This window comes from Pseudomonas sp. NFPP24, from assembly GCF_900112095.1.
GTDB lineage: Bacteria > Pseudomonadota > Gammaproteobacteria > Pseudomonadales > Pseudomonadaceae > Aquipseudomonas > Aquipseudomonas extremorientalis.
The window spans coordinates 355,431-370,292 of the sequence record NZ_FOKD01000002.1; the positions used below are offsets into that span (position 1 = coordinate 355,431).

Consider the following 14,862-nt stretch of genomic DNA (forward strand, 5'->3'; position numbering starts at 1 on the left):
GCGCTGTCGCACAGTAATAAGCCAGGGAAAACAGCGCAATCGACCCAACCGGGATCTGTGCGGTCACCGAACAGCTTAGGCAAACAGCTGCGCACTCAACTCGCGGCTGGCACTGAGCATGCTCGGCAGGAAGCGCTGCTCCAGCTCGCTGCGGCTGACACGGCCGGCGTGGGTGCTGACGTTCAGCGCGGCCAGCACCTGGCCCGAGGCGTCATACACCGGCACCGCGATGGAGCGCAGGCCCTGCTCCAGTTCCTGGTCGACAATGCACCAGCCTTGCTGACGCACCTGTTGCAGGCAGTCGAACAGCGCGGCGGGCGTGGTCAGGGTGCGGCTGGTCTTGGTCTGCAGGTCGGCGTGGTCGAGATAATCCTGCAGCGAGGCGTCATCCAGCGCCGCGAGCAAGATGCGGCCCATGGAGGTGCAGTAGGCCGGCAGCCGTCCGCCCACCGACAGGTCCACCGAAATCAGGCGCTGGGTGGTGGCCGAACGGGCGATGTAGAGAATGTCGTCGCCTTCGAGGGTCGCCATGTTGCAGGCTTCGTGGAGTTGCTCGCTCATGCGGTCCAGATAAGGCTGGGCGGACACCGCCAGTGGCGTGGACGACAGATAGGCATGGCCCAGGGTCAGGACTTTGGGCAACAGCGAATAGGTACGCCCATCGGTAGTCGCGTAGCCGAGCTTGATCAAGGTGTGCAGGCAACGGCGCACGGCGGCGCGAGGGATTTCGGTGCGGTGGCTGATCTGGGCGATGGTGAGGTGGCGCTTGCGCTCCTGGAACGCCTGCACCACGGCCAGGCCACGGGCCAGGGAGGTCATGAAGTCCGGATCACCGGTAAACGCCTGGATACGCTTGGCCGGGGACGCAACGATCGGCGGCGCCACTGACGCGAAAGAGTTGCGCAATTGATCGTTCATGTCGAGATCCTTTGTCTTATTGTCAACCGCAGGGGAGGATTGGCCACTATTACAAGCTGCGTCAGCCGAGATGTACAAGGCAGGGCCGACAACATTGTGCGATTATCGGACGATCATTCGATTATCGCAATTTGCTCGCAACCTCCCCCTTCACCCACGACGGATTGAAAAAAAACGAGGCCTCTTATTAACGTTTGAAGTTTGGATGGATTCATGACACCCGAATGTGTGCAATTACCAATAGGCGCGTGTAACAAAACACTCATACAAAGTTGACGGTTTTTAACTTTATACCGATAGTGTTATTCAAATGCGCCGCTATAATGCACCCTGTGTACTGGTCCACCCGGTTTCATTATCGGCAACGGAGCTGGCCGCATGATGCACAGGCCGTGCATCGTCGATAGCAACTACCTGCCTTGAATGACGGCACTAGCAGTGTTCACCCATGTCTGTTTCAAACTTGAACGCTATGGCGGTTCGACTTGAAACACCCTGAGGGCGCATTCCGGCATAACGCTGCAACGTATTGACACTCAACTCAATTAGGTAACGATGTGACGAAAGATGAACTGCGCGCGGAACTTGAGCGCCAGGAGCAACGTTACAAGGACGTTTACGGCGGGGAAGTCACCACCTACGCCGCCCAGCCTGAACCTGAGCGCAAACCATGGCGCAAGCGCGCCAGCCTGCTTGACCAGGCCTTTGCACAGGAAATCCAAAAGATTGAACAGGAACTCAAAACCGAAGAGCCCTAGGCGATTCGGTTTGAGCCTCAAGGTCATGGCCCAGGTTGATGGCACTCAGCCATCAGCCAGAAATCTTGCACCCTACCAAGAACGGTAAAATTTCATACAAATGTTTCAGTCGTGACGTTTTTGTGACAGTCCCCCGCTTCTGGCGCCCTCTGCCATATAAATCAAAGACTTGCCCAAGCCCCGAAAACCCTGGGATGCACGCCCTTTCCGGGATTTTTTTCAGGGAAGATTGATACCGATGAGCAGCTAGTGCATCGATTACTGAGGTTTTCTGGCATAATCGCGCCCCCTTACGACCGGGTCAGAAAACCTTCATGATCGATTTATTCAGCGGACTGGATGCTTGGGTTCTCGTGAGCCTGTTGCTCGCCCTGGCCTTTGTCCTCGCCTTCGAGTTCATCAATGGCTTTCATGACACCGCTAACGCGGTGGCCACAGTCATCTATACCAAAGCCATGCCGCCGCACCTGGCCGTGTTCTTCTCCGGGGTGTTCAACTTCCTCGGCGTGTTGCTCGGTGGTGTCGGTGTCGCCTACGCCATCGTGCACTTGTTGCCGGTGGAGTTGCTGATCAATGTGAACACCGGCCATGGCCTGGCGATGGTCTTCTCTTTATTGGCGGCGGCGATCACCTGGAACCTGGGCACCTGGTACTTCGGTATCCCGGCCTCCAGCTCCCACACCCTGATCGGCTCGATCCTCGGGGTCGGCCTGGCCAACGCCCTGATCAACCACATTCCCCTGGCTGACGGTGTGAACTGGCAGAAAGCCGTGGATATCGGCGCTTCGCTGGTGTTCTCGCCGATGGCCGGCTTCCTGGTTGCAGCCCTGGTGCTGATCGGCCTGAAGTGGTGGCGTCCGCTGTCCAAGATGCACAAGACCCCGGACCAGCGCCGCAAGCTCGATGACAAGAAACACCCGCCGTTCTGGAACCGCCTGGTGCTGGTGATTTCCGCCATGGCCGTGAGTTTCGTGCACGGCTCCAACGACGGCCAGAAGGGTATCGGCCTGATCATGCTGGTGCTGATCGGTATCGTGCCGGCGCAGTTCGTGCTCGACCTGGGCAGCACCACCTACCAGATCGAACGGACCCGCGACGCCACCGTGCATTTGAGCCAGTTCTACCAGCGTAACAACGCCACGCTCGGCGAGTTCCTGGCCCTGGGCAAAAGCGTGCAGAACGACCTGCCTGGTAAGTTCCAGTGCAATCCACAGCAGACCGAGCCGACCATCAACGCGCTGGTCGACACACTCAAAGGCGTGTCCGACTATCACGCGCTGACGGCGGACCAGCGTATTGAAGTGCGCCGCTATCTGCTCTGCCTGGACGACACCGCGAAGAAAGTCGGCAAGCTGCCAGGCCTGGATGCCCGTGAGAAATCCGACCTCGACAAACTGCGCAAAGACCTGACCGCCACTACCGAATACGCCCCGTTCTGGGTGATCCTTGCCGTCGCACTGGCCTTGGGCCTGGGCACCATGGTGGGCTGGAAGCGTGTGGTACTGACCATCGGCGAGAAGATCGGCAAGCAAGGCATGACCTATGCCCAGGGCATGTCGGCACAGATCACCACCGCGACCATGATTGGCTTTGCCAACATCTTCGCGCTGCCGGTGTCGACTACCCACGTGCTGTCGTCGGGCGTGGCCGGTACCATGGTCGCCAACAAAAGCGGCCTGCAGGGCGGCACCGTGAAGACCATCCTGATGGCCTGGGTACTGACCCTGCCGGCAACCGTGGCCCTGTCGGCCGGGTTGTTCTGGTTGGCTTCCAAGGCGCTGGGCAGCTGATAAGCCGCCTGCGATAAAAAAGGTGCGATCCGCGAGGGTCGCACCTTTTTTTATGATCACTATTGGGTTAATTCAGGCGCAAAAAAAGGGCGACCGAAGTCGCCCAAAATGCCTTGCGTGCTCATGTAACCTGGAAAAACTATGGTTTTTTCCGCTTGTTCGCGTCTTTCCAGATAAAAATTCCAAACCCTACAAAAAACATCACCATCAGGCTTACCGTCAGCACTCCGGCGAACACCACATTATCGATAAACATGACCGGCCTCCTGCGCTTGCCCTGTTGCGATAGGGCTAAGTTAATGGAGAAGGCGGATTGGAAAATTGACGGGGATCAATGTCGCCCGCGACGGGGCGTAAAGAAGGGCAATAACTGACCTGCATCAATGGATGCAGGTACTTTCAACGCTTTTTTGGCTTGTTCTTCGGTTTCTTTTTAACTTTGCCGAGTGGCATTGCCTGTTCAAATGCCTGGCGGACTTCATTCAGGCGTTTGTCATTGAGGTCGTGAACGCGCTTGGCGCGCTCGGCATTCAGGTCGATCAGCTTGTCGTCTTCACTCATGGCTTGGCTTACGTCGTGGAGGGAATGACCCAATAATGCGGCCTCCCCCGCTCAACGGCAAATCAGCGGGCGACAAAAGGCAGGTCATCGCACAAAATCGCTGTTTTCCCGAACCAGGAGATTCACCCAGGTGGCACTGCACAAGGACCTTCCGCCGCTGCTGGCGCTGCGCGCCTTCGAAGCCGTGGCGCGGCACTTGAGTTTTATCAAGGCCGCCAGCGAGTTGTCAGTGACTCAGAGCGCGCTGAGCCATCAGGTGCAAAAGCTTGAGCAGCACCTGGGCAAACCCTTGTTTATCCGACGCACCCGTGCGATCGATCTGACCACCGACGGCCAACAGTACTACGACGAAATCCGCCCAGCCCTCGATGCCATCGCCGCCGCCACACGCGCCCAACGGGTCACCCCCAGCGCCACCGTGCTGCGCATCGGCTTGCTGGCCTCCTTTGCGACCCTGTGGCTGGCGCCCCGCCTGGCAGGCTTCCTCAATCGCTACCCACATATCCAGGTGGAATTGTTGCCGGCCATTCAATTGGCAGACGTGGCAGGTGCGGAGGTCGACCTGGCCATCCGTTATGGCAAAGGCGACTGGCCCGATGTGCAGGCCACGCGACTGATGCCGGAAATCATCTCGCCGGTGTGCAGCCCGACGTTCAAGGCAACGCAAGACAGCCCATTGCTGATGGCCACTTCGCACCGCCCCTTTGAATGGACCGACTGGTCCGAGCACTATCAGGTCGACCTCGGTCACCACCCCCGCGTGATGCTGCACGACTACAACATCGTGGTCGAAGCCGCCGTGGCCGGCCAGGGCATCGCCATGGGCCGTCATCGCCTGATCGAGCGCAGGCTGCAGGACGGCAGCCTGGTGGAAGCCTTCGATTGGCCGCCCTATCACAGCGACATCGGCTACTGGTTGATCGCACCTCAAGGCACCACCAGCGAAGCCGCCGCGTGTTTCAGCCAATGGCTGAAGGAAGCCTGCACCGATACGTGAGTTTTTTCGATACATCGCGTGAGATCTATCCGTTTGTCGCGCCTCGATACAGCCAACATGCTGAAGCCTCCCGACCCAAGAGGATTCATCATGAGCGACTCCCTCCACCAACGCGTGCAAGCCCTTGGCCTCACGCTGCCAACCCCCAGCCAGCCGATCGCCAACTACATCAACCACGTGGTCAGCCAGAATCACCTGTTCGTCTCCGGGCAAATCCCACTGGTGGATGGTAAACCCGCCTATGTGGGCCGGTTGGGCGAGTCGCTCAGCGATGCAGAAGGTGCACAAGCAGCGGAACTCGCTGCGCTGGGCCTGCTGGTGCAGTTGAGCAATGCCCTCGGCGATGACCTGTCGCGCCTGGTGCGCACCGTGCGCCTGGGAGTATTCATCGCCAGCAGCGGCGACTTCACGCAACAGAGCGTGGTGGCCAACGGTGCCTCCAACCTGCTGGTCAATGCGCTTGGCGAAAAAGGCCGACATGTGCGCACCGCCGTCGGCGTGTCCAGCCTGCCGGCCGGTGTGGCCGTGGAGGTTGATGCGATTTTCGAGCTGCACCCATGAGCCCGCTTGAAGTCCAGCACCTGCGGGATGACACGCCCGGCTGCCAGTCCGGCATCGTGCACTTCAACCATGCCGGCGCCTCGCTGCCCAGCCAGGCAACCCTCGACGCGATCTTCGAACAACTGCAACGGGAGGCTCGCGACGGCCCGATGGAAGCCGGCGAACATGGCGCCGTGCTGGTGGAAAGAGCCCGCCGCGCCGCCGCACAACTGCTCAACGCTCCTGCCTCATCCATCGCGTTTGCCAGCAGTGGTTCGACCGCCTGGAGCCTGGCGTTCCAGGCCCTGGGCCCCTGGCAACCCGGCGACCGCATTCTGGTAGGCCGTCACGAATGGGGCGGCAACCTGGCCAGCATGGAACTGGCGGTGCAAGCGGGTGCCCGCGTGGAAGTCATCCCCTGCGATGCAAGCGGCGCGGTCTGCCCGGTGGCGTTGGAGTCGATGCTCGATGCCAGGGTAAAGCTGATCGACCTTACGTGGCTCCCGGCCAACGGCGGCCTGATCAACCCCGCCCAGGCCATCGGTGACCTGGCCAGGCGTCACGCCATCCCCTACTTCATCGACGCCGGCCAGGCCGTCGGCCAGGTGCCGGTGGACGTACAAGCATTGCAGTGCGATGTGCTCAAGTCCGCCGGAAGAAAGCACCTGCGCGGTCCACGCGGGACGGCGCTGTTGTATGTGCGGCCGGATTTCCTCGGGCGCCTGAACCCGGCCCAACGCGATGTATTTTCGGCGCCCTGGACCGCCCAGGGTTTTGATCTGCGCAATGACGCACGGCGCTTTGAAACCAGCGAGGCATCCTTCGCCTTGCTGGCCGGGCTGGGCAATGCGCTGCAGGAGATGAATCGGCTGGGGGTCGAGCGCGCCTGGGAGAGGGTTTCGCAGACCAGCGCGCAAATCCGTGAAGCGTTGCGTGGGATTGCGGGCATTACCCTGCATGACCTGGGCACTTGCCAATCCGGCTTGATCGCCTTCAACCTCGCCGGCTGGGATGCCTTTGAACTCAAGCGGCGCCTGGGCTTGAAACGCATCAATATCGGCGCCAACGGCGTGGCCTACACCCCGCTGGATATGCAGGCGCGTGGCCTGGAGAGCGTGGCGCGGATCTCGGTGAGCCCGCTCAACAACGAGCATGATATCGAGCTGCTGATAGCGGCTCTGCGTGAGTTGCGCGACTAAACCTCGACGTCCACCCAAAGGCCCTGGCGCGGTGCATCTTCGATCAGCGGCGCCACTGGCACGGTGTTGTCGGCATTCAACAAATCGCCCGGAATGGCCAGGTGCTGCTCCGGGTCTTCATCGGCTTCACGCCGGCGTCTCTGCTGTTCCTGCTGGCGGCGCTGTTCTTCGCGCAGCAAAAAGGTCGACGTCTCGGCATCGCCTTTTTTCAGGTCGATGGTGCTCTCGTTGGAGCCCGGCTGGACGGGCACCACGGGCGGTATGTCCGGCTTCTGGCGCACCGGATCGAGTTGTGACGTGACCGGCACAACGCTGACGGGCAGCATGGGTGGAAGCATAGTGATTATTCTCCTGATCAACAGGCTGTCGGCGGGTTGCAGGGTGACTTGAGCACAGGCTCGCCAACCTGTGACCCAGTCGACACTCCCAAGTGCCCGCCACCCGTCGATTCGGTTTCCGGCCCCCCCACGCAAACGGAGTAGTTTTTGTCAGAGTCCTTGGGCGTGGGGGCTTGTTCCGTTAAGATAGTCGGCTTTTTCACGGCGGGAGTCAGGCAGCATGGCGCAGCAGTATCAACCGGGGCAACGCTGGATTAGTGACAGCGAAGCAGAGCTGGGGTTAGGCACCGTTCTGGCACAGGACGGGCGCTTGTTGACCGTGCTCTATCCGGCCACTGGCGACACTCGTCAGTATGCGCTACGGAATGCGCCCCTCACCCGCGTGAGGTTCTCGCCGGGCGACAGCATCACCCATTTCGAAGGCTGGAAAATGACCGTGCAGGAAGTCGACGACGTCGACGGCCTGCTGGTGTACCACGGCCTCAATGGGCAGAACGAGCAGGTCACCCTGCCGGAAACCCAACTCTCCAACTTCATCCAGTTCCGCCTGGCCAGCGACCGTCTGTTCGCCGGGCAGATCGACCCGCTGGCCTGGTTCTCGCTGCGCTATCACACCCTGGAACACACCAGCCGCCAGTTGCAGTCCTCGTTGTGGGGCCTGGGTGGCGTGCGTGCGCAGCCTATCGCGCACCAACTGCACATCGCCCGTGAAGTCGCCGACCGTATCGCGCCACGGGTCTTGCTGGCGGACGAAGTGGGCCTGGGCAAGACCATCGAAGCCGGCCTGGTGATCCATCGCCAACTGTTGTCGGGCCGCGCCAACCGCGTGTTGATCCTGGTTCCGGAAAACCTGCAGCACCAATGGCTGGTGGAAATGCGCCGCCGTTTCAACCTGCAGGTGGCACTGTTCGACGAAGAACGTTTTATCGAAAGCGATGCCACCAACCCGTTCGAAGACACCCAGCTTGCGTTGGTCGCCCTGGAGTGGCTGGTCGACGACGAGAAGGCCCAGGACGCGCTATTTGCCGCCGGCTGGGACCTGCTGGTGGTCGACGAAGCCCACCACCTGGTGTGGCATGAAGACAAGGCCAGCCCCGAGTACGCGCTGGTCGAGCAACTGGCCGAAGTGATTCCCGGCGTGCTGCTGCTCACCGCCACCCCGGAGCAATTGGGCCAGGACAGCCACTTCGCGCGCCTGCGCCTGCTCGACCCGAACCGCTTCCATGACCTCGCCGCCTTCCGCGCCGAGAGCGAGAACTATCGCCCGGTGGCCGAAGCCGTGCAGGAGCTGCTGGACAAGGGTCGCCTGTCCCCTGCCGCACACAAGACCATCCAGGGTTTCCTCGGCGACGAAGGTGAAGCCCTGCTCACCGCCGTCAACGATGGCGACACCGAAGCCAGCGCGCGCCTGGTGCGTGAGCTGCTCGACCGCCACGGCACCGGCCGTGTGCTGTTCCGCAACACCCGCGCCGCCGTGCAGGGTTTCCCGGAGCGCAAGCTGCATGCCTACCCGCTGCCGAACCCGGACGAATACCTGGAGCTGCCGCTGGGCGAACACGCCGAGCTGTACCCCGAAGTCAGCTTCCAGGCGCAGCCGGACGTCGAAGAAGAAAATCGCTGGTGGCGCTTCGACCCTCGGGTCGAATGGCTGATCGACCAGCTGAAAATGCTCAAGCGCACCAAGGTCCTGGTGATCTGCGCCCACGCCGAAACTGCCATGGACCTGGAAGACGCCCTGCGCGTACGCTCCGGCATTCCGGCCACGGTGTTCCACGAGGGCATGAACATCCTCGAGCGTGACCGCGCCGCCGCCTACTTCGCCGATGAAGAGTTTGGCGCCCAGGTATTGATCTGCTCGGAAATCGGCAGTGAAGGCCGCAACTTCCAGTTCTCCCATCACCTGGTGCTGTTCGACCTGCCGTCCCACCCCGACCTGTTGGAACAGCGCATCGGCCGCCTGGACCGGATCGGCCAGAAACATGTGATCGAACTGCACGTGCCGTACCTGGAAACCAGCCCGCAAGAGCGCCTGTTCCAGTGGTACCACGAAGCGCTGAACGCGTTCCTCAACACCTGCCCGACCGGCAACGCCTTGCAGCATCAGTTCGGCCCGCGCCTGCTGCCGCTGCTGGAAAACGCCGACGACGGCGAGTGGCAAGCCCTGATCGACGAGGCCCGTGCCGAGCGCGAGCGCCTGGAAGAAGAGCTGCACACCGGTCGCGACCGCCTGCTGGAACTCAATTCCGGCGGCGCAGGTGAAGGTGATGCCCTGGTCGAAGACATCCTCGAGCAAGACGACCAGTTCGCCCTGCCGATCTACATGGAAACCCTGTTCGACGCGTTCGGTATCGACAGCGAAGACCATTCGGAAAACGCACTGATCCTCAAGCCCAGCGAAAAAATGCTCGACGCCAGCTTCCCCCTGGGCGACGACGAAGGGGTGACCATCACCTACGACCGTAACCAGGCGCTGTCCCGTGAAGATATGCAGTTCATCACCTGGGAACACCCGATGGTGCAGGGCGGCATGGACCTGGTGCTGTCCGGCTCCATGGGCAACACCGCCGTGGCGCTGATCAAGAACAAGGCGCTCAAGCCGGGCACCGTGTTGCTGGAACTGCTCTACGTCAGCGAAGTGGTTGCCCCGCGCTCCCTGCAACTGGGCCGTTACCTGCCGCCGGCCGCCCTGCGCTGCCTGTTGGATGCGAACGGCAACGACCTGTCCAGCCGCGTGTCGTTCGAAACCCTCAACGACCAGTTGGAAAGCGTGCCACGCGCCAGCGCCAACAAGTTCGTGCAGGCCCAGCGCGATCAACTCACGCCACGGATCAACGCCGGTGAAGAGAAGATCACTCCGCGCCACGCCGAGCGTGTGGCCGAAGCCAAGCGTCGCCTGGCGGCGGACACCGACGAAGAACTGGCGCGCCTGACGGCGTTGCAGGCGGTCAACCCGACCGTGCGTGACAGTGAGCTGGTGGCCCTGCGCAATCAGCGCGAGCAAGGTTTGGCCATGCTGGACAAGGCGGCGCTGCGGTTGGAAGCGATTCGGGTGTTGGTGGCGGGTTGATCACCGCCCTGCCCTGTTAAATGAAAAAGACCCGCGCAATGCGGGTCTTTTTCATTGGCCTTGGAGGCCCCATCGGGGGCAAGCCCCCTCCCACAACTGATCGGTGATCGACATGACAGCACCGTCAAATGTGGGAGGGTTCTACACCCCGATGGCGTCACCTCACTATCAGGCCGTTGCAGCAGCAGCCGGCACCTCAACCGCCCCCAACCCATCCTTCATCCGCTTGGAATCGCGCACAAAACTGCGCGACGCCTGGAACAGGAACAGCATGGTCAGGAACAACGCCACCGGAATCAGGTACATGGCATCGTGCAATCCCACCGCCTTGTAAGCCTCGGTCATCTGGCGCGCCCCCGCTGCATACATCGCCGAATGGGCAAAGTAGTCAGATAAGCCACCCACCACGATCGGCCCCATCCCGCCGCCCAGCAAATACAAGCCTGCGAAGAACAGCGCCATCGCCGTGGCCCGCAGGCGCGGCTCGACCACGTCCTGAATCGCTGTGTACACGCAGGTGTAGAAGTTGTAGGCAAACAACCAGCCCACGCTGAACAGCGCCACGAACACACCAATCTCGATGCGCCCGGCGTGCAAAGCCCACGCGGTGGTCACGGTAGAAATGATCAGACTGAACGCCGCAAACAAGAGACGGCCATTGGCGACCCGCTGATGGATCTTGTCGGCAACCCAGCCGCCCAGGGTCAGGCCCACCAGGCCGGTCAGGCCGACGATCACCCCGGTGGCGACCGCAGCGTCCTGCAAGGGCATCAGGAAGTAACGCTGCAACATCGGCACCAGGAACGAATTGCAGGCGTAGGTGGCGAAGTTGAAGCACAACCCCGCCAACACCAGCCACAGGAAGGTCGGCACCGCCAGCACGCGACGGATCGGGCGGTCGACACGCTCCTGGGAAACCTGCACGGTTTCTGCCGCGCCGCGCTTGGGCTCCTTGATATAGAACATGAACACCGCCAGGATCAACCCCGGCACAGCGGCGATAAAGAACGGAGCGCGCCAGCTGTCGAACGCCTTGACCATCCAACCGATGGTGAAGAATGCCAGCAGCAACCCCAACGGCAGGCCCAGCATGAAGATCCCCATGGCCCGCGCACGGCGGTGTGCCGGGAACAGATCGCCAATCAGCGAGTTGGCGGCCGGCGCATAGCTGGCCTCACCAATACCGATGCCCATGCGCACCAGCAGAAACGTCCAGAAACTGCCGACCAGGCCATTGACCGCCGTCAGCCCGCTCCAGGCGAACAGGCCCCAGCCCATCAGTTTGCTGCGTGAGCCGGTGTCGGCCAGCCGCCCGAGCGGTAGCCCGGCAATCGCGTAGACGATGGTGAAGGCGGTGCCGATAATCCCGAGCTGAAAGTCGCTCAGGTGCCATTCCATGCGGATTGGCTCGATGATGATCGCCGGGATGGTGCGGTCGAAGAAGTTGAACAGGTTGGCGAGGAACAGCAGGAACAGAATGCGCCAGGCATTCGCCGCTTGGGTCGAGTTCTGCATGGGTCCGTCTCTTTTATTGTTATGAGAGCTGCGATGCCCGATGCATCCTGCCCGGTACCAGCAACATAGTCAGGCAGGGCCCGGTTGTCTGTAATGATTCGTAAAGCTGATAGGGCATGATTTCGCCCGGCAACACGGGACTTTCCCCACAAAAATATAAGTGCGCGCCCCCCTTCCCAACGGCCATGGCACGGATAGAATGGCGAGCCTTCCGTAGCATCCCCAACCTACTTTTCTTATTGATGACGCCCATGTCCGAAGCCAGTCCGTGTCTGAATTGCGGTGCCTGCTGTTCACACTTTCGTGTGTCTTTCTTCTGGGGTGAGTGCGCCTCGTCGGGGGGCACGGTGCCCGATGACCTGGTGGTGCAGATCAACCCGACCCGCGTTGCAATGATCGGCACCGACCAGAAACCCGCGCGCTGCTGCAGCCTTGAGGGCGAAGTGGGCCAAGGCACCCGTTGCACGATCTACGAACAACGCTCAAGCGTGTGCCGTGAGTTCGAGTCCTCGTGGTACGAGGGCGTGCACAACGCCGATTGTGATGCAGCCCGTGCCGCCTTTGGCCTGGCACCGCTGGAACAGCCTTTGGAACTGGCGTTGCCGATCAGCGCTTAGCATCAAACGCTATGGACGGCATGCCAAAATCGTAGCAAAGCAAAATGCCATTACTCCTTGCGAATTCTCCTATGCTTCTATACTCGACCTCATAGGTCATCGCCTCAGGCAGTGACGTGACTCTATGACGGGACATGCTATGGAATGGCTAGGTCTGCATTTTTTTACCGAGCTTCCAGAGAGCGGGCACTTATTACTCAATTGCAGTCATAACCCCTTCCTGGTGCTGCTCGCCTATCTGGTCGCTTGCGCGGCCGGCTTCGGTACGCTGGACATGGCCGAACGTGTCGGCCATGTCGAGGACGCTACCGCCAGACGTCATTGGCGCTGGCTCGGCGCCGGTTGCCTGGCAGGCGGGATCTGGTCCACCCATTTCATCAGCATGCTGGCCTTCCAGGCCCCCATCGCAATCCACTACGAATTATTGATGACGTTTGCTTCGCTGTTGATTGCGTTGGTCGCCTCGTTGTTCGCCATGCAAACCCTCAGTCATTCCAACCTGCGTTTCCACCAGTACCTGCTGGCGTCGGTGTGGATGGGCATCGGCATCGCATTGATGCACTACGTCGGCATGTCTGCCATGCGCTCACAGGCCCAGGTCTATTTCGAGTCCGGACTGTTCATGGCCTCGGTGGGCATCGCCATCGGTGCCAGCCTGTCTGCGCTGTTGCTGTCGAGCTACCTGCGTACCGGCGCCGGTGTGTTCCATCAACTGCTCAAGTACGCTGCCAGCCTGGTACTCGGCGCCGGGATCCTGAGCATGCACTTTACCGGCATGGCGGCCATGCGACTCATCGTTCCCACCGGGGCCGACCTTTCGTTACCCCTGGATAACAACCCCATTCAACTGGGCCTGTCGGTGGCCGTTATCACCCTGCTGGTGATCGGCAGCAGCATCAGCGCCGCCCTGGCGGACAAGAAACTGCAGCACAAGGAACGCGACCTGCGGCGGGTCAACGCCCTGCTCAGCGAACTGGACCAGGCCCGAGCATCGCTGCAACAGGTGGCGCATTACGACGCCCTCACCAGCCTGCTCAATCGCCGCGGCTTCAACCAGATCTTTGCGGAGAAGCTCGCCGAAAAAACCGCGTCCAACGGCATGATGGCGGTGATCTTCCTCGATATCGACCACTTCAAGCGCATCAATGACAGCCTCGGGCATGACGCCGGCGACCAGTTGCTCACCGTGCTGGCCGGGCATATCAAGGGCTCGGTACGCAGCCACGCGGATGTGGTGGCGCGCTTTGGCGGCGATGAATTCTGCATCCTGATCAGCATCCACCACCGCGACGAAGCGCGGCACCTGGCCCAACGCATCATGCAGCAGATGAAAGAACCCATCGAACTGGCCGGCCGGCGCATGGTGATGACCACCAGTATTGGCATCAGCCTGTTCCCCGACGATGGCCTGACCTGCGAAGAGCTGCTGAAAACCGCCGACCTGGCGCTGTACCAGTCCAAGGACGCCGGGCGTAACAACCTGAATTTCTTCAGTTCAAACCTGAAGACCCGCGCGTTCCTCGAACTGCAACTGGAGGAAGAACTGCGCAGCGCCCTGCGCATCCGCAACCAACTGGTGTTGTTCTATCAACCGATCTTTGACATGAAACTCGGCAAGGTCACACGCCTGGAAGCCTTGGTGCGCTGGCAACACCCCCAGCATGGGTTGCTGGCGCCGGACCGGTTTATCGGTATCGCAGAAAGCAACGGGCTGATTGCCGAACTGGACCACTGGGTATTGCGCCAGGCCTGTCATGACCTGAGCCTGCTGTCTGACCGGGGCTACACCGATCTGACCATGGCGGTGAACTGCTCGGCCCTGAACCTGGCCCGTGACGAGCTGGCGGACGAAATCGAAGACGCCTTGCGCTTCAGTGGCATCGGCGCGAACCGCCTGGAACTGGAAGTCACCGAAAATGCACTGATGGGCAACATCAGCAGTACCCTGGCGTTACTGCGGCAAATCCGCGCGCTGGGCGTATCGCTGGCCATCGACGACTTTGGTACCGGCTACTCTTCCCTTGCCTACCTCAAGCGCCTGCCACTCAACACGTTGAAGATCGACCGCTCGTTTATCCAGGATATTCCCAGGTCCACCGCCGATATCGAGATTGTCCAGGCGGTTATCGGCATGGCCCATACCCTGCACCTGGAAGTCGTGACCGAAGGCGTGGAAACCCAGGCCCAGTTCGAGGTGCTGCTCAAGCATGGCTGCGATTTCGTCCAGGGTTACCTGCTGAGCCCGGCGGTGCCGGCCAGTGACATCGTTGATGTGATGCAAGGCATCAACATGCGTAACCCGCTACACACAACCAGTACGCTGGCCGCCAAAGACATCAGTGCACCAAAGGAACCTGCACCGGGTCGCGGTGGGTCCACGTCCATCGTCAGGCCAATTCGCTGACGCCGAATCTTTGGCATTTCGCCATCATTTGCCTAAAGAACCCCGACGAACGGCCGATTCACCAGAGTCCGGCCGTGTTTTCCCTGAAATCACAGGGGTAAAACCCAATCGTCCAGGACAAGGACGCACTGCAAAGTCGCGAACACCCATTCCGTGAT

At 60.9% G+C, this 14,862-nt stretch carries 13 protein-coding genes; 8 read left to right on the plus strand and 5 right to left on the minus strand.

Features of this window, described 5'->3' with window-relative positions; translation table 11 throughout:
* Nucleotides 1-75 precede the first annotated feature (75 nt).
* Entirely contained in the window at nt 76-918 is an 843-nt protein-coding gene (gene pcaR / locus BM026_RS05370) for a pca regulon transcriptional regulator PcaR (RefSeq protein ID WP_071488865.1), read from the minus strand.
* A 557-nt stretch (nt 919-1,475) separates the two neighbouring features.
* Here pcaR and BM026_RS05375 point away from each other — a divergent pair.
* Together BM026_RS05375 and BM026_RS05380 are read left to right on the plus strand one after the other, a co-directional pair.
* Nucleotides 1,476-1,676: a hypothetical protein gene (locus BM026_RS05375; RefSeq protein WP_003189295.1), complete on the plus strand. Its 201-nt coding sequence runs from the start codon at nt 1,476-1,478 to the stop codon at nt 1,674-1,676.
* A gap of 314 nt (nt 1,677-1,990) precedes the next feature.
* Nucleotides 1,991-3,466, plus strand: a complete 1,476-nt coding sequence (locus BM026_RS05380; protein WP_093527634.1) for an inorganic phosphate transporter — start codon at nt 1,991-1,993, stop codon at nt 3,464-3,466.
* Nucleotides 3,467-3,605: 139 nt separating this feature from the next.
* Here BM026_RS05380 and ccoM read toward each other — a convergent pair whose 3' ends face one another.
* Together ccoM and BM026_RS29150 are read right to left on the minus strand one after the other, a co-directional pair.
* A complete protein-coding gene (ccoM, locus tag BM026_RS29495) occupies nt 3,606-3,722 on the minus strand; it encodes a cytochrome c oxidase subunit CcoM (RefSeq protein WP_010212341.1) in 117 nt (38 codons plus the stop codon).
* 143 nt (nt 3,723-3,865) lie between these two features.
* Nucleotides 3,866-4,027: a hypothetical protein gene (locus BM026_RS29150; protein ID WP_017137225.1), complete on the minus strand. Its 162-nt coding sequence runs from the start codon at nt 4,025-4,027 to the stop codon at nt 3,866-3,868.
* Between the two features lie 130 nt (nt 4,028-4,157).
* On the opposite strand from BM026_RS29150, the gene BM026_RS05390 reads away from it, so the two are divergent.
* From BM026_RS05390 to BM026_RS05400, 3 genes are all read left to right on the plus strand, one after another.
* The gene (locus tag BM026_RS05390; protein WP_093527636.1) at nt 4,158-5,024 is read left to right on the plus strand and encodes a LysR substrate-binding domain-containing protein; all 867 of its coding nucleotides are present in this window, start codon (nt 4,158-4,160) and stop codon (nt 5,022-5,024) included.
* Between the two features lie 90 nt (nt 5,025-5,114).
* A complete protein-coding gene (locus tag BM026_RS05395; RefSeq protein ID WP_093512159.1) occupies nt 5,115-5,585 on the plus strand; it encodes a RidA family protein in 471 nt (156 codons plus the stop codon).
* Nucleotides 5,582-6,763 (plus strand): aminotransferase class V-fold PLP-dependent enzyme, encoded by a 1,182-nt coding sequence (locus BM026_RS05400; protein ID WP_093512161.1) that lies wholly within the window; start codon nt 5,582-5,584, stop codon nt 6,761-6,763. Before BM026_RS05395 ends, BM026_RS05400 begins: the two co-directional genes overlap by 4 nt.
* On the opposite strand, the gene BM026_RS05405 is transcribed toward BM026_RS05400, so the two are convergent.
* A complete protein-coding gene (locus BM026_RS05405) occupies nt 6,760-7,101 on the minus strand; it encodes an aspartate-semialdehyde dehydrogenase (RefSeq protein ID WP_092241258.1) in 342 nt (113 codons plus the stop codon). The genes BM026_RS05400 and BM026_RS05405 overlap by 4 nt on opposite strands.
* Nucleotides 7,102-7,321: 220 nt before the next feature.
* Between BM026_RS05405 and rapA the strand changes: the two genes are divergently transcribed.
* Complete coding sequence (gene rapA / locus BM026_RS05410; RefSeq protein WP_071488858.1) at nt 7,322-10,168, plus strand: RNA polymerase-associated protein RapA; 2,847 nt, start codon at nt 7,322-7,324, stop codon at nt 10,166-10,168.
* Nucleotides 10,169-10,336: 168 nt separating this feature from the next.
* On the opposite strand, the gene BM026_RS05415 is transcribed toward rapA, so the two are convergent.
* Nucleotides 10,337-11,683 (minus strand): spinster family MFS transporter, encoded by a 1,347-nt coding sequence (locus BM026_RS05415; protein WP_093527638.1) that lies wholly within the window; start codon nt 11,681-11,683, stop codon nt 10,337-10,339.
* Between the two features lie 251 nt (nt 11,684-11,934).
* Between BM026_RS05415 and BM026_RS05425 the strand changes: the two genes are divergently transcribed.
* Both BM026_RS05425 and BM026_RS05430 read left to right on the plus strand, forming a co-directional pair.
* Nucleotides 11,935-12,300 carry a YkgJ family cysteine cluster protein gene (locus BM026_RS05425; protein WP_071488855.1) on the plus strand — a complete coding sequence of 122 codons (366 nt, stop codon included), beginning with the start codon at nt 11,935-11,937 and terminating at the stop codon, nt 12,298-12,300.
* Between the two features lie 139 nt (nt 12,301-12,439).
* The gene (locus BM026_RS05430; protein WP_093527640.1) at nt 12,440-14,704 is read left to right on the plus strand and encodes a putative bifunctional diguanylate cyclase/phosphodiesterase; all 2,265 of its coding nucleotides are present in this window, start codon (nt 12,440-12,442) and stop codon (nt 14,702-14,704) included.
* The last annotated feature ends 158 nt before the right edge of the window (nt 14,705-14,862 follow it).

What these genes read in the sequence shown, in the direction of transcription:
- pcaR (WP_071488865.1), bottom strand. Translation starts at nt 918, where the DNA reads ATGAACGATCAATTGCGCAACTCTTTCGCGTCAGTGGCGCCGCCGATC.
- BM026_RS05380 (WP_093527634.1), top strand. Translation starts at nt 1,991, where the DNA reads ATGATCGATTTATTCAGCGGACTGGATGCTTGGGTTCTCGTGAGCCTG.
- ccoM (WP_010212341.1), bottom strand. Translation starts at nt 3,722, where the DNA reads ATGTTTATCGATAATGTGGTGTTCGCCGGAGTGCTGACGGTAAGCCTG.
- BM026_RS29150 (WP_017137225.1), bottom strand. Translation starts at nt 4,027, where the DNA reads ATGAGTGAAGACGACAAGCTGATCGACCTGAATGCCGAGCGCGCCAAG.
- BM026_RS05395 (WP_093512159.1), top strand. Translation starts at nt 5,115, where the DNA reads ATGAGCGACTCCCTCCACCAACGCGTGCAAGCCCTTGGCCTCACGCTG.
- BM026_RS05400 (WP_093512161.1), top strand. Translation starts at nt 5,582, where the DNA reads ATGAGCCCGCTTGAAGTCCAGCACCTGCGGGATGACACGCCCGGCTGC.
- BM026_RS05405 (WP_092241258.1), bottom strand. Translation starts at nt 7,101, where the DNA reads ATGCTTCCACCCATGCTGCCCGTCAGCGTTGTGCCGGTCACGTCACAA.
- rapA (WP_071488858.1), top strand. Translation starts at nt 7,322, where the DNA reads ATGGCGCAGCAGTATCAACCGGGGCAACGCTGGATTAGTGACAGCGAA.
- BM026_RS05415 (WP_093527638.1), bottom strand. Translation starts at nt 11,683, where the DNA reads ATGCAGAACTCGACCCAAGCGGCGAATGCCTGGCGCATTCTGTTCCTG.
- BM026_RS05425 (WP_071488855.1), top strand. Translation starts at nt 11,935, where the DNA reads ATGTCCGAAGCCAGTCCGTGTCTGAATTGCGGTGCCTGCTGTTCACAC.
- BM026_RS05430 (WP_093527640.1), top strand. Translation starts at nt 12,440, where the DNA reads ATGGAATGGCTAGGTCTGCATTTTTTTACCGAGCTTCCAGAGAGCGGG.